This is a genomic window from Zoogloea sp. LCSB751 (assembly GCF_002028455.1).
Taxonomy (GTDB): domain Bacteria; phylum Pseudomonadota; class Gammaproteobacteria; order Burkholderiales; family Rhodocyclaceae; genus Zoogloea.
The window spans coordinates 113070-126650 of record NZ_MWUM01000015.1 but is presented as its reverse complement, the minus strand read 5'-3'; the positions used below and the strand labels follow the sequence as shown (position 1 = coordinate 126650).

General features: G+C 69.9%; 11 protein-coding genes. 3 read left to right on the top strand and 8 right to left on the bottom strand.

The genetic code is table 11. From position 1 onward, the window contains the following. The 8 genes from B4920_RS30990 to B4920_RS16820 form a co-directional block, all read right to left on the bottom strand. Positions 1-77: transposase DNA-binding-containing protein (locus tag B4920_RS30990; RefSeq protein WP_139379456.1), on the bottom strand; the 77-nt coding region annotated here is incomplete at its 3' end. A gap of 501 nt (positions 78-578) precedes the next feature. Then, the gene (locus B4920_RS16850) at positions 579-1604 is read right to left on the bottom strand and encodes an amino acid ABC transporter permease (RefSeq protein ID WP_079435793.1); all 1026 of its coding nucleotides are present in this window, start codon (positions 1602-1604) and stop codon (positions 579-581) included. A gap of 79 nt (positions 1605-1683) precedes the next feature. Next, the gene (locus B4920_RS16845) at positions 1684-2646 is read right to left on the bottom strand and encodes an ABC transporter permease subunit (RefSeq protein ID WP_079435792.1); all 963 of its coding nucleotides are present in this window, start codon (positions 2644-2646) and stop codon (positions 1684-1686) included. Continuing rightward, positions 2646-3740 carry an amino acid ABC transporter substrate-binding protein gene (locus B4920_RS16840; RefSeq protein ID WP_254050970.1) on the bottom strand — a complete coding sequence of 365 codons (1095 nt, stop codon included), beginning with the start codon at positions 3738-3740 and terminating at the stop codon, positions 2646-2648. The genes B4920_RS16845 and B4920_RS16840 overlap by 1 nt, the downstream gene beginning before the upstream one ends. Before the next feature lie 50 nt (positions 3741-3790). Then, a complete protein-coding gene (locus B4920_RS16835; protein WP_088179488.1) occupies positions 3791-5251 on the bottom strand; it encodes an efflux transporter outer membrane subunit in 1461 nt (486 codons plus the stop codon). 4 nt (positions 5252-5255) lie between these two features. Continuing rightward, positions 5256-8456, bottom strand: coding sequence for an efflux RND transporter permease subunit (locus B4920_RS16830; protein ID WP_079435790.1), 3201 nt, complete (start codon positions 8454-8456; stop codon positions 5256-5258). Positions 8457-8476: 20 nt separating this feature from the next. Further along, complete coding sequence (locus B4920_RS16825; protein WP_079435789.1) at positions 8477-9697, bottom strand: efflux RND transporter periplasmic adaptor subunit; 1221 nt, start codon at positions 9695-9697, stop codon at positions 8477-8479. After that, positions 9694-10566 carry an alpha/beta hydrolase gene (locus B4920_RS16820; RefSeq protein WP_079435788.1) on the bottom strand — a complete coding sequence of 291 codons (873 nt, stop codon included), beginning with the start codon at positions 10564-10566 and terminating at the stop codon, positions 9694-9696. The genes B4920_RS16825 and B4920_RS16820 overlap by 4 nt, the downstream gene beginning before the upstream one ends. 156 nt (positions 10567-10722) lie before the next feature. Here B4920_RS16820 and B4920_RS16815 point away from each other — a divergent pair, with 156 nt between their 5' ends. The 3 genes from B4920_RS16815 (at position 10723) to B4920_RS16805 (ending at position 13437) form a co-directional block, all read left to right on the top strand. Continuing rightward, entirely contained in the window at positions 10723-11736 is a 1014-nt protein-coding gene (locus tag B4920_RS16815; RefSeq protein ID WP_079435787.1) for a LysR family transcriptional regulator, read from the top strand. 95 nt (positions 11737-11831) lie between these two features. Further along, the gene (locus tag B4920_RS16810; RefSeq protein ID WP_079435786.1) at positions 11832-12149 is read left to right on the top strand and encodes a c-type cytochrome; all 318 of its coding nucleotides are present in this window, start codon (positions 11832-11834) and stop codon (positions 12147-12149) included. Between the two features lie 10 nt (positions 12150-12159). Continuing rightward, positions 12160-13437, top strand: coding sequence for an NAD(P)/FAD-dependent oxidoreductase (locus B4920_RS16805; RefSeq protein ID WP_079435785.1), 1278 nt, complete (start codon positions 12160-12162; stop codon positions 13435-13437). Positions 13438-13581 lie beyond the last annotated feature (144 nt).

Below are 13581 nucleotides of genomic sequence, written 5' to 3'. Positions count from 1 at the left end.
GCCAGCAGAACCGCTCGCTTGTTCAACCGCCGATCGCCCAGCTGTATCGTCCCGAACTCGTCTCTCGCCCAACTCATCAGCCAGCCTCGTCAATTATTTGGCATGAAGCATACAGACTGGAGAGTTGTGTGTAAGGGGATGGGTTTATATACCGTGAATCGGATCTAGTTAAGGTGGAGTTGGTCGTGTGCCACAGGATTGCATTACCTGGCCTTGGCCGTTGAGCACCTGTCTTTCCTTTCCCCCTCTGACGCGCCGAGTGGAGGGTGGGACGGGCGGATCAGGGCTGCGCATGTCTGAGGAGGCGAAGCCGACGAGTTTGCGCAGACCCCGCCCGGCGCACCCGGAGCGAGGGCACCCCCGCAGGGGGCGTGGCAGCGGGGCACGTTTCTTTGCATCCTTTCTTGTCGTGTGACAAGAAAGGATGTCGCCCGCCGGGGCGAGACCCGGCCAATCCAAGCCAATAAGCCGGAAAGCCGCCCGGCAGGGATCAAAGGATCAAAAGGCCGAAGGAGCGGGGCTCAACCGGCTGAGGTCGAATGAATTCGACCCCACAGGAGAGGGGGCATTCCACAAGCTTAGCCCCCCAGCCGCCGGCTGACCCGCCCCAACACCCAACACCCCACCCAATACACCCCCGCAATAAACAACCACGCCTCCAGGTAGAACGGCCGCCATTCCGGGTCGCCGGAGAGGGCCAGGCTGAGGGAGCCGGTGAGTTCGTAGAGGCTGACCACGGTGACCAGCGAGGTGTCCTTGAACAGGGCGATGGCGCTGTTGGCGATGGAGGGGGCGACGGCGCGCAGGACCTGGGGCAGGACGATCCAGCGCTGGGTCTGCCAGAAGCCGAAGCCCAGCGCGGCGGCGGCGTCGAGCTGGCCGGGGCGGATGGCCTGCAGGCCGCCGCGGATGATCTCGGACAGGTAGGCGGCGGCGAACAGCACGATGGCGATCAGCACGCGCCACAGCATGTCCAGCGCGAGGCCTTCGGGGAAGAACAGCGGCAGCAGGAAGGACGCGGCGAAGAGGGCGGCGACCAGCGGGATGCCGCGGGCCAGTTCGACGCAGGCGGTGAGCACCGCGCGCAGCACCGGCAGCTGTGATCTCCGGCCGTAGGCGACGGCGATGCCGAGCGGCAGCGCGCCGGCCATGCCGGCGCCGGTCAGCAGCAGGGTCAGCGGCAGGCCGCCCCATAGTTCGGTGGGCACCGGCGTGAGGCCGGCCACGCCGCCGCCGAGCAGCGGCAGGGCGAGCAGCGGCGGGGCCAGCAGCAGGGCGGCCAGCGTTTTGCCGGGCAGGTGGCGGAAGGCGGCCAGCAGCCAGCCGGCACCGATCAGGCCGGCGGCGAGGATCGGGCGCCAGGCTTCTTCGTCCGGGTAGCGGCCGAGGAGGATGAAGCGGGCTTTCTCGACGACCACGCCCCAGCAGGCGCCGCCGTGTTCCAGCGCAGTACAGGCGGCGGCGTCCGGGGCGAGGCGGGCGTTGGTCACGGCCCAGCGCAGCAGCGGCGGCAGCCACAGCAGCGCGGCGGCCAGTACGGCGAGGCTCAGCAGCGCGTTGAGGGGATCGCCGAAGAAGCGGCGGCGCAGCACGTTGAAATTCACGGGACGACCCTCCTGTCGCTGCGCGACATCCTCCCCGTGGGAGGACGAGCGCTCCCTTCGGGCGGCCGGGTGGGAGCGCTCATGCCGGCCCCCCGCGCAGGCTGCGCTTTTCCAGCCGGTGGCTGACGGCGGCGCCGAGGAGGGACAGCAGCAGGTACACGGCGATCACGATGCTCAGGCATTCGATGGCGCGGCCGCTCTGGTTGAGGCTGGTGCCGGCCACCGCCATCAGGTCCGGGTAGCCGATGGCCACCGCCAGCGAGGAGTTCTTGAACAGGTTGAGGAGCTGGCTGGTGGTGGGCGGTAGCGCGGCGCGCCAGGCCTGGGGCAGCAGCACCAGCAGAAAGGTCTGGCGCGGCGTCATGCCGAGGGCCAGGGCGGCGGTGCGCTGGCCCTCGGGCAGCGCGAGCACGGCGCCGCGCAGGGTCTCGGCGATGTAGGCGGCGCCGTAGATCGTCAGGCCGAACAGCAGGGCCAGGTATTCCGGGGTCAGGCTGGCGCCGCCGTCGATGCCGAAGCCGGCCAGCTCGGGGATTTCGAAACCGTTGTCGCCCCACCACGGCAGGGCCAGCCCGGATTTGCTGAGGAACACGCCGGGGGCCAGCTGCAGCGGCGCATCGGCGGCCGGCAGCAGGTCGGTGAGGATGAAGTACCAGGCCAGGAGGTGCAGTAGCAGCGGCACGTTGCGGATGGCGTTGACGGCGGTGCCGGCCAGGCCGCGCACCAGCGGGTTGTCGGCGAGCCGCCCGAAGCCGAGCAGGATGCCCAGGCCCAGCGCCAGCGCGGCGCCGGACAGGGCCACGCGCAGGGTGTTGAGCAGGCCGGCGACGAAGGCCCGCAGCGTGGTGTCGCCCGCGTCGAAGGGCAGCACGCTTTCGCCGAGGGAGAAGCCGGCCGGCTCGAACAGGAAGTCGAAGCCGCTGCGGATGCCGCGCTCCTCCAGGTGGGCGCGGGTCGTTGTCACCAGCAGGCCGAGCAGGGCCAGCAGCGCGACGATCAGCAGCGCCTGCACGGCGCGGGAGGCGGACTGCGGCCGGGCCATCAGCGCAGCGGCAGCGCGTACAGGATGCCGCCCTTGTTCCACTGGGCGTTGAGGCCGCGCGGCAGCTTGAGGGGGGAGTCCGGGCCGACGTTGCGGTTGAAGATCTCGCCGTAGTTGCCGACCGCCTTTACCGCCCGCGCGGCCCAGTCCCGGTCGAGGCCGAGGTTCTTGCCGAGGTCTTCGCCGACGCCGAGGAAGCGCTGCACGGCCGGGTCGGCGGACGACTTGAGGCTGTCCACCTTGGCCTGGGTGATGCCCAGTTCCTCCGCCTCGATCAGCGCATTGACGGTCCATTTGACGATCGCGAACCACTCGTCGTCGCCGCGCCGCACGGCCGGGCCGAGGGGTTCCTTGGAGATGATCTCCGGCAGGATCAGGTAGTCGTCGGGGTTGGGGGCTTCCTTGGCGCGGATGAAGGCCAGCGCCGAGGCGTCGGTGGTGTAGGCCTGACAGCGGCCGCTGAAGAAGGCCTTGATGGAAGGCTCGAACTTGTCGAAGACCACCGGCTTGACCTTGATGCCCTGGGCGCGGAAATAGTCGGCCAGGTTCTTTTCGGTGGTGGTGCCGGACTGCACGCAGACCTCGGCGTTCTTCAGTTGCTTGGCGCTGGTCACCTTGGTCTTTTTGGCGACCAGGAAGCCCTGGCCGTCGTAGTAGGTGACCGCCGCGAAGTGCAGGCCCTGGCCGGCATCGCGGGTCAGGCTCCAGGTGGTGTTGCGGGACAGGATGTCCACCTCGCCGGACTGCAGCGCGGTGAAGCGCTGCTGGGAGCTGAGCGGCACCCAGCGCACCTTGCGGGCATCGCCGAGGACGGCGGCGGCGAGGGCCTTGCAGACGTCCACGTCGAGGCCCTTCCACTGGCCCTGACTGTCGGCAGCCGAAAAGCCGATGACGCCGGTGCTGACGCCGCAGGCGAGCTGGCCCTTGGCCTTGATGGCGTCGAGGGTCTTGCCGGCGAAGGCCGGCGTGGCAAGGCCGCCGAGGGCGGACAGGATGGACAGGCTCAGGACGCCGGCGAGGCGCCCGCGGAATGCGGAAATTCGGGACATGGCGAGCGGAGGAAGAAGGCCGATGCCCCGTAGCTTAAAGGGCATCGGCCTCCTGTTGCAAAGCAGCACCGGCGACGCACGGCGCGCCGATTGGTTCAACCGGACATAGGCGTCCAGCCGCCGCCGAGGGCACGGATCAGGTTGACGGTGGCCCGCGCCCGTTCCCCGTCCAGCCCGACGGCGAGGCGTTGCTGCTGCAGCACGCTGCGTTCCGCGTCGATCACGTTGAGGTAGCTCACCGCACCTTCCCGGTATTGCAGGCGGGCCAGGCGGGCAGCCCGCTCGGCGGCGCCGACGGCGTCGTCCTGCTCGCGGTGCTGGTCGCCGAGCAGGCGCAGCTGGGCCAGGTTGTCCTCCACCTCGCGGAAGGCCTGCAGCACCGTCTGGCGGTAGCGGGCGGCGTCTTCCACGTAGGCGGACTCGGCCTGTTTGAGGCCGGCCTCGCGGGCGCCGCCGTCGAAGATCGGCAGGCTCAGCGCGGTGCCGACCAGCGGGCCGAGCACGAAGGTCCGGCTGGCGTACTTGAACAGGTCGCCGACGCCGCCGGCCTCGTAGCCGGCCGCCCCAGTGAGGGACAGGCGCGGGAACCAGGCCGACTTGGCGACGCCGATGCGGGCGTTGGCGGCGGCCATCGCCCGTTCGGCGGCGGCGATGTCCGGCCGCCGTTCGAGCAGCGCCGACGGCAGGCCGGCTGGCACGCCGATGGCGAGGCGGCGCAGCGGCATGGCCTGCAGGCTGAACTCCGCCGGCGATTTGCCGAGGAGGATCGCCAGCGCATGCTCGGCCACCGCCCGCTGGCGCGCCAGGCCGAGGGATTCGGAGCGCGCCGCGGCCAGTTCGCTGCGTGCCCGCGCCAGGTCCAGCTCGGCGATGTCGCCTTCGTCGAAGCGGCGCTGCAGCAGCTGCACGGTGTCGGCGCGCAGCTTGACGGTGTCCACGTACAAGGCCTGGGCGGCGTCCAGCTCGCGGATCAGGAAGTAGGCCTGGGCCACGTCGGCCTGCAGGGCCAGCAGGGTTGCGCCGAACAGCGCACCGCTGCGCTCGGCGTCGAGGCGGGCGGCGTCCTCGGCGCCGGACAGGCGGCCGAACAGGTCCACCTCGTAGGCGACCGTGGCCTGGCCGCGCCACAAGGTGCTGGTGCGCGTGTCGGCGTCGGCGGCGAGGCCCTGGGAGGCCGGCGACGGGCGCTGGCGGGTCGGGCCGAAGCCGATGCCGACCTGGGGCAGGCGCGCCGCGTGGGCGGCCTGTTCCAGTGCGCGGGCCTGGCCCAGGCGGGCGGCGGCGGCCACCAGGTCCGGGTTGGCGGCCACCGCGTCGCGCTCCAGGCGGTCCAGCGTGGCGTCGCCGAAGACCGTCCACCACTCGCCGCGGGCGGCTGTGTCGGCCGGCTCGGCGGGCTTCCAGTTGGGATCGGCGGCGGGCGCCTCCTTGTAGGCGGCGGGCAGGTTCAGCGCCGGCTTGTCGTAGGCCGGCGCCACCGAGCAGCCGGCCAGCACCAGCAGGCTGGCGAGCAGGCCGAAGGCGCGGCGGGGCAGGGGAAGGGCGTGCAGGTTCATCGTCTTACTCCTGGCCGGCATGGGCGGCGGCCGGTTGCACCAGCAGCGCTTCGTGATGGGCCGCCGAGTGGAGGGGATGGCGCTTGTCGAGGGTGCGCAGCAGCACGTAGAACACCGGCGTCAGGAACAGCCCGAACAGCGTCACGCCGAGCATGCCGAAGAACACCGCGATGCCCATCGCGTGGCGCATCTCCGAGCCCGCGCCGCTGGAGGTGACCAGCGGCACTACGCCCATGATGAAGGCGATGGAGGTCATCAGGATCGGCCGCAGACGCAGGCGGCTGGCATCGATGGCGGCCTGCAGCGGGGTGTGGCCCTGCAGTTCCAGCTCGCGGGCGAACTCGACGATCAGGATGGCGTTCTTGCAGGCCAGCCCGACCAGCACCATCAGCCCGATCTGCGTGAAGATGTTGTTGTCGCCGCCGGTCAGCCATACGCCGGTTAGGGCCGCGAGGATGCTCATCGGCACGATCAGGATCACCGCCAGCGGCAGGGTCAGGCTCTCGTACTGGGCGGCCAGCACCAGGAAGACCAGCAGCACGCTGATCGGGAAGACCCAGATGCCGGCGTTGCCGGCCAGGATCTTCTGGTAGGTGAGGTCGGTCCATTCGAACTTCACCCCGCGCGGCAGGGTTTCGGCGGCGATGCGCTCGGCGGCCGCCTCGGCCTGGGCCGAGGAATAGCCGGGCGCCGGCCCGCCGTTGATGTCGGCGGCGGTGAAGCCGTTGTAGCGCACCACCATCTCCGGCCCGTAGCTGGGGGTGACCCGCAGCAGGGAGGCCAGCGGCACCATCTCGCCGCTGGCGTTGCGGGTTTTCAGACGGCCGATGTCCTCCGGCTGGGCGCGGAAGTCCGCATCCGCCTGGGCCCGCACCTGGTACACGCGGCCGAAGCGGTTGAAGTCATTCACGTACAGGGAGCCCAGGTAGATCTGCAGCGTGTCGAACACGTCGGTGACCGCCACGCCCTGCTGCTTGGCCTTGGTGCGGTCGAGGTCCACGTCGAGCTGCGGCACGTTGATCTGGTAGCTGGAGAACATCGGGCCCAGCTCCGGTGCCTTGCTGGCCGCCGCCATGAAGGCCTTGGCGGCCTTGTCCAGCTCGGCGTAGCCGACGCTGCCGCGGTCTTCGATCTGCATCTTGAAGCCGCCGAGGGTGCCCAGGCCCATCACCGGCGGCGGCGGGAAGACGGCCGTGAAGGCTTCCTGGATGGACGCGAACTGCTGGTTGAGGGCGCCGGCGATGGCGCCCGCCGACAGCTCCGCGCCCTTGCGCTCGGCGAACGGCTTGAGGGTCACGAAGACGATGCCGGCGCTGGCGCTGTTGGTGAAGCCGTTGATGGACAGGCCGGGAAAGGCCACCGCGCTCTCCACGCCGGGCTGCTTGAGGGCGATGTCGCCCATGCGGCGGATCACCGCCTCGCTGCGGTCGAGGGAGGCGCCGGCCGGCAGTTGCGCGAAGGCCACCAGGTACTGCTTGTCCTGGGCCGGCACGAAGCCGCCGGGCACCACGTAGGAGATGCCCACGGTGAGGGCCAGCAGCAGCGCATAGATGCCCATCGCCGAGGTCTTGTGGCCGATCACGCCGCGCACGCCGTTGCCGTAGCGCTCGCTGCCGCGCTGGAAAACGCGGTTGAAGCGGGCGAAGAAGCCGCCCAGCCAGCGCTGCATCTGCACCGTCAGCCAGTCGGGCCTGGCGTCGTGGCCTTTCAGCAGCAGCGCGGCGAGGGCCGGCGACAGGGTCAGGGAGTTGAAGGCGGAGATCACCGTGGAGATCGCGATGGTCATCGCGAACTGCTTGTAGAACTGGCCGGTGAGACCGGTCATGAAGGCCAGCGGAACGAACACCGCAACCAGGGTCAGCGCGATGGCAATGATCGGCCCCGACACTTCGCGCATCGCCCGGTAGGTGGCTTCGCGCGGGGTCAGGCCGGCCTCGATGTTGCGTTCGACGTTCTCCACCACGACGATGGCGTCATCCACCACGATGCCGATGGCCAGCACCATGCCGAACAGGGACAGCGCGTTGATGGAATAGCCGAAGCCGAGCATCAGCGAGAAGGTGCCGATGATGGAGACCGGCACCGCCAGCAGCGGGATGATCGACGCGCGCCAGGTCTGCAGGAACACGATGACCACCAGCACCACCAGCGCGATGGCCTCCAGCAGCGTGGTGACCACTGCCTTGATGCTGGCCCGCACGAACTGGGTCGGGTCATAGACGATGCTGTACTGCACCGACGGCGGGAAATCCTTGGCCAGCTCGGCCATCGTCTCGCGCACCTGGGACGAGACATCGAGGGCATTGGCGCCGGGCGTCTGGAAGATCGGGATGGCCACCGCCGGCTTGTTGTCGAGCAGCGCGCGCAGGCCGTATTCCGAGGCGGCCAGCTCGATACGGGCCACGTCGCCGAGGCGGGTGACGCCGCCGTCGGGGGCGGTCTTGAGGATGATCTGCGCGAACTCCGCCTCGTCCTTCAGGCGGCCCTGGGCATTCACGTTGAGCTGCAGCGGCGTGCGGCGGTCGTTGGGCGGCGCGCCGATGACGCCGGCGGCCACCTGCACGTTCTGCTCGCGGATGGCCTTCACCACTTCGGCGGCGGTGAGGCCGCGCTCGGCCACCTTGCCCGGATCGAGCCACACCCGCATGGCGTAGTTGCCGGAGCCGAACAGGCCCACTTCACCCACGCCCTGGATGCGCGCCAGGCGGTCCTTCACGTTGAGGACCGCGTAGTTGCGCAGGTAGGTCATGTCGTAGCGGTCGTCCGGCGAGGTCAGGTGCACCACCATGGTGATCGTCGGGGTGCTCTTGGCGGTGGTCACGCCGAGGCGCTGCACGTCCTCCGGCAGGCGCGGCAGGGCCTGGGAGACGCGGTTCTGCACCAGCTGCTGGGCCTTGTCCGGATCGACGCCGAGCTGGAAGTTGACGGTGAGGGTCAGGTTGCCGTCGCTGTTGGCCTGGCTCTGCATGTACAGCATGTTTTCCACGCCGTTGATGCTCTCCTCAAGCGGTGCGGCCACCGTCTCGGCGATCACCTTGGGGTTGGCGCCCGGGAACTGGGCGCGCACCACTACGGAGGGCGGCACCACTTCCGGGTATTCGGCGATGGGCAGCTTGAAGGCTGCCAGCACGCCGGCCAGCAGGATCAGGATCGACAGCACGCCGGCGAAGATCGGGCGGTCGATGAAAAACTTGGATATGTTCATGGGTGTCTCCCGCGGATCGCTCAGATCCGCGTTTTCATCGCGTGGGGCTCAGTGGCGGCGGCCAGCGGCGCGCTGCCTTCCATGGCGACGGGGTGGGGCGTCACCGGGTCGCCGGGGCGGACCCGCTGCAGGCCGTTCACCACGATGCGTTCGCCGGGCTTGAGGCCGTCCTCGACGATGCGCAGGCCGTCGTGCAGGTTGCCGAGGCGCACTTCCCGGTAGGCGGTCTTGTTGGCGCTATCGACGACCAGTACGAAGCGCTTGTCCTGGTCGGTGCCGATGGCGCGGTCGTCGATCAGCACGGCCTCCCGCGGGGTGCCGGCGCCGAGGCGGATGCGCGCGTAGAGGCCCGGTATCAGGCGGCCGTCCGCGTTGTCGAAGATGGCCCGCACGCGGATCGTGCCGGAGGTGGTGTCGAGGCGGTTGTCCACCGAGTGGATGCGCCCCTCGAAGGGGTGGCCGTCCTGGTCGGCGAGGCCGAGGTGCACCGGCAGTGCCGTGCCTTTGGCGTCGCGGGCGGGATTGACCGACTTCAGGAAGGTCTGCTCGTCCACGTCGAAGGCGGCGTAGATGCGGCTGGACGACACCAGCGTGGTGAGCGCCGGGCCGCCGTTGGCGCTGACCAGGTTGCCGACGGTGACTTCGGCGCGCGACATGCGGCCGTCGATGGGCGCCTTGATGGATGTGTATTCCAGGTTCAGGCGGGCGATGCGCAGCGCCGCGCGGGCGGCCTGCACGCCGGCGTTGGCGTCGCGGGCGGCGTTCTGCTTCTCTTCCAGGTCACGGCGCGACACCGCGTTGTCGGCGATCAGGCGCTCGGCGCGGGCCAGGTCGGAGCCGGTATAGCCAACCCGCGATTCCGCGGCGGCGAGCTGGGCCTCGGCCCGCTCGACCTCGGCGGCAAAGGGCCGCGGGTCGATGGTGAACAGCACGTCGCCCTTGCGCACCGGGCTGCCGTCGCGGAAATGCACCTGGGTCAGGATGCCCGATACCTGCGGGCGGATCTCGACCCGGTCCACGGCTTCGAGGCGGCCGGAGAAGTCCTGCCAGTCGGTGATGGCCCGGTTGACGACCTGGGCGGTGTCCACCTGGGCGGCCTGGGGCGCGGCGGCCTGCGCGGGCGCGTCGGTGTGCGCGGCGTAAACGGCCATGCCGCCGCCGGCCAGCGCGAGGCCGGCCAGGGCCGCGGCGATGACGAGGCGCCGGCGGGGAAGGGAACGGGAGGTGGCGGTCGTGGTCATGATGTCCTCTCTGTTTTCAGGGATTGGAATGTTGGGGAGTCCGGGAAGAGGTTCGCGGCGGGCCACAGGTGGTGGCGCAGGAAGGCCGCCAGGTCGGCCCGCAGCGCCGGGTGGGCCGGCAGCTCGGCGTGGCCCGCGGCATAGCGGGTGACCTGGGTCGCTACGCCGGCGTTGATCAGCGCGCTGCCGTAGTGCTCGGCCTCGCAGCGCAGGCGGTCGTGGGCGCCGGTGGCGATCAGGGCCGGCGGCAGGCCGGCCAGGCGCAGGGATTCGAGGGGCGTCGCATAAGGATGGAGGCGCTCGGCGACCCGCGGCAGGTACTGGCTGTAGCAGCGGGCGCAGGTGTCGGGCTGCGGCTCGGCGGGGCCGGCGCGGTGGTCCAGGCGGGTCAGGCTGGGGTCGAGCATCGGGCCGACCAGGGCCTGGGCGACGAGGGGCGGGCCGAGGCGGTCGCGGGCCATCAGCGTGAGGGCGGCGGCCAGCGTGGCGCCGGCGTCATGGCCGGCGCAGGCCAGGCGGGTGGCGTCGATGCCGTAGGTGGCGGCCTGGGCGTGCAGCCAGAGGGCCGCCGCGTGGGCGTCTTCCGGCGCGGCCGGGAAAGGATGGGCCGGCGCCAGGGAGTAGGCCACCGACAGCACCGCGGCGGGGATCGTCGCGGCCAGGCTGCGGGCGATCGGGTCCGCTTCGTCCAGGTCGCCGGCGACGAAGCCGCCGCCGTGGAAATACAGCACGCCGGGCAGGCTTCCCGCCGCAGCGGCCGGCCGGTACAGGCGGGCACCGATCTGTCCGGCAAAGCCGGGCAGGCGCAAATCCGCGACCTGTAAGCTGTCGGCGCTGCGGGGAAGAACGGTGTCGTAACGAGCCATCATGTGCTTAGCGATCTGGAATGGACGGGCGGGGCGATGAGTGCATTTTGGTTGTTGATAGGCTTTGGATAAATATTCGAAAGTTGACTTCACTATTCGAAGTTGACTAATAATTGTTGGAGGCTTCGTTTGGCGAGGCCGTCAGCCGGAGGCGGAAAAATGGACAGATTTCAGGCCATGAAGGTCTTCATGGGCGTCGTGGAGGCCAACAGCTTCACGCGTGCGGCGGACAACCTGGGCCTGCCGCGGGCCACCGTCACCAACACCATCCAGGGGCTGGAGAATCACCTGAAGGTGCGCCTGCTCAACCGCACCACCCGCAGCGTCAGCCTGACCGCCGACGGCGCGGCGTATTACGAGCGCTGCGCGCGCATCCTCGCCGAGCTGGAGGAGACCGAGGCCGCCTTCCAGGACGCCGCGCGGCGACCGCAGGGGCGGTTGCGGGTGGACGTGGCGGGGCCCGTCGGGCGGGACATCCTGATTCCCAACCTGTGCGAATTCCATTCCCGCTACCCGGACGTGGAACTGGTGATCGGCATGGGCGACCGCCCGGTGGATCTGGTGCAGGAAGCCGTCGATTGCGTGATCCGTGCCGGCGAGCTGGTGGATTCCACGCTGGTGGCGCGGCGCATCGGCAGCCTGAGCTTCGTCACCTGCGGATCGGCGGAATACCTGGAGCGCTACGGTGAGCCGACGACGCTTGAGGAACTGCAGCAGCACCGGGCGGTGCATTACTTCTCGAGCGTCAGCGGGCGCAACTTCGACTGGGATTTTCTGGTGGACGGGGTCAGCATGCCGGTGCGCATGGAGGGGAGCATCGCGGTGAATGACTCTGACGCCTACATCACCTGTGGGTTGAAGAACTTCGGGCTGATCCAGCCGGCCCGCTTCATGGCCCTGCCCCACCTGGAAAGCGGTGCGCTGAAGGAGATCCTGCCCCAGTGGAAGCCGTCGCCGGTGCCGATGTCGGTGCTCTATCCGCAGAACCGCCATTTGTCGCCCAAGGTGCGCGCCTTTGCCGACTGGGCGGCGGAGCTGTTCGCCCGCTGCCCGCTGCTGAGCGGCTGCAACGGCGCCGGACTCCCGGCCGGCGAGTGCCGCTATCCGGACCGCAAGCCGAGCTACACCGTGCGCGACATGCTGGTGGACGACAACGCCGCCCTGACGGGCTGACCTGTCGCAGCGGCTTGCGGCGGGGCGGTCCGGCGGGGAACAATGGCGGGCTTGCCGATCGCCCCCTGCGTCGGCCGCCTCGACAAGGAGAAACGATGACGCCGTCCCCAAGGCACGCTGTCCTCGGCCTGCTGTTCGCCCTGGCTACGACGGCGCAGGCCGCGGCGAGCCCCGACCCCGACCTGGCCCGCAACCTGGCCGCCACCTGCGCCGGTTGTCACGGCACCGACGGCTACGCCCGGCCCGATGCGACGATGCCCGTGCTGGCCGGCGTGCCGGCGCCCGAGCTGATGCAGAAGCTGCGCGAGTTCCGCAGCGGCACGCGGCCGGCGACGATCATGCCGCAGATCGCCAAGGGCTACAGCGAAGCCCAGCTCGAACTGATCGCGGCGTATTTCGCCGCCCGCAAGTAGGGGGCCGGGCATGCTGAAGCGACGCGATTTCCTTAAGTCCGCCGGGCTGGCCGGTGGTGCGCTGCTGTTGCCGGGCCTGTCCGGCCAGGCGCTGGCGGCCAAGCCCCGCGCCCACGTGGTGGTGGTCGGCGGCGGCTACGGCGGCGCGACGGCCGCCAAGTATCTGCGCATGTGGAGCGGCGGGGCGGTGGATGTGACCCTGGTGGAGCGCGATCCCCAGTTCATCTCCTGCCCGATCTCCAACCTGGTGCTCGGCGGCGTGAAGACTCTCGCCGACATTACTCTGGGCTACGAGGGCCTGCGCGACACCTGGGGCGTGAAGGTGGTGAAGGATGAAGTGACCGCCATCGACCCGGCGGCGCGCACGCTACGCCTGGCGGACGGCGGCACACTGTCGTGGGACCGTCTGGTGCTGTCGCCGGGCGTCGATTTCCAGTTCGATCAGGTGCCGGGCTTGGACTCCGAAGCCGCCCGCGCGCGCATCCTGCATGCCTGGAAGGCCGGCGCCCAGACCGTCGCGCTGCGCGCGCAGCTGGAAGCCATGCCCGACGGCGGCGTGTATGCGCTGACCATCCCGCTGGCGCCGTACCGCTGCCCGCCGGGGCCCTACGAGCGGGCCTGCGTGGTGGCCGACTACTTCCGCCGTGCCAAGCCGAAGTCCAAGGTGCTGGTGCTCGACGCCAACGCCGAAATCATCTCCAAGAAGGCGCTGTTCACGCAGGCCTTCGCCCGCTACAAAGGCATCCTCGAATACCGCCCCAACAGCGCGCTGCGCGAGGTGGATGCGGCGAGCCGCACGGCGCTGCTGGACTTCGAGAACGTGCAGGCCGACGTGCTCAACGTGGTGCCGCCGCAGCGCGCCGGCGCCATCGCTACCCAGGCCGGCCTCAAGCTGCTCAACGGCCGCTGGGTGGACATCGACTGGCTGACCTTCGAGTCGGTGAATACGCCCGGCGTGCATGTGCTCGGCGACGCGATCTTCCCTGCACCGACCATGCCCAAGTCCGGCCACATGGCCAACCAGCACGCCAAGGTGGCGGCGGCGGCGATCCTCCGCCTGCTCGCCGGTGAGGCGCCCAACCCGGCGCCGGTGGTGATGAACACCTGCTACAGCTTCGTCGATGCCAGCCACGTGATCCACGTCAGCTCGGTGCACCAGTACGACGCGGCCCAGCGCACCGTGCTGCCGGTGGCCGGCGCCGGTGGCGTGTCTACCGAGGCGAGCGAACAGGAAGGGCGCTACGCGCTGGCCTGGGCCCGCAACATCTGGGCCGACATGCTGGCCTGAGGGCGGCAGGTGTTTCGGACGTGCGACAGTGCGTGTCGTACGCCTGTGCTTCAATCGGCGCCATAGCTGTAGGGGCGAATTCATTCGCCCGCAGTCGCTTGATCGAAGTCCGCGGGCGAATGAATTCGCCCCTACAGGTTGATA

Coding starts and splice junctions, on each gene's coding strand:
- B4920_RS16845 (WP_079435792.1), bottom strand. CDS start 2,646: ATGGCCCGGCCGCAGTCCGCCTCCCGCGCCGTGCAGGCGCTGCTGATC.
- B4920_RS16840 (WP_254050970.1), bottom strand. CDS start 3,740: ATGCCCTTTAAGCTACGGGGCATCGGCCTTCTTCCTCCGCTCGCCATG.
- B4920_RS16835 (WP_088179488.1), bottom strand. CDS start 5,251: ATGAACCTGCACGCCCTTCCCCTGCCCCGCCGCGCCTTCGGCCTGCTC.
- B4920_RS16830 (WP_079435790.1), bottom strand. CDS start 8,456: ATGAACATATCCAAGTTTTTCATCGACCGCCCGATCTTCGCCGGCGTG.
- B4920_RS16825 (WP_079435789.1), bottom strand. CDS start 9,697: ATGACCACGACCGCCACCTCCCGTTCCCTTCCCCGCCGGCGCCTCGTC.
- B4920_RS16820 (WP_079435788.1), bottom strand. CDS start 10,566: ATGATGGCTCGTTACGACACCGTTCTTCCCCGCAGCGCCGACAGCTTA.
- B4920_RS16815 (WP_079435787.1), top strand. CDS start 10,723: ATGGACAGATTTCAGGCCATGAAGGTCTTCATGGGCGTCGTGGAGGCC.
- B4920_RS16810 (WP_079435786.1), top strand. CDS start 11,832: ATGACGCCGTCCCCAAGGCACGCTGTCCTCGGCCTGCTGTTCGCCCTG.
- B4920_RS16805 (WP_079435785.1), top strand. CDS start 12,160: ATGCTGAAGCGACGCGATTTCCTTAAGTCCGCCGGGCTGGCCGGTGGT.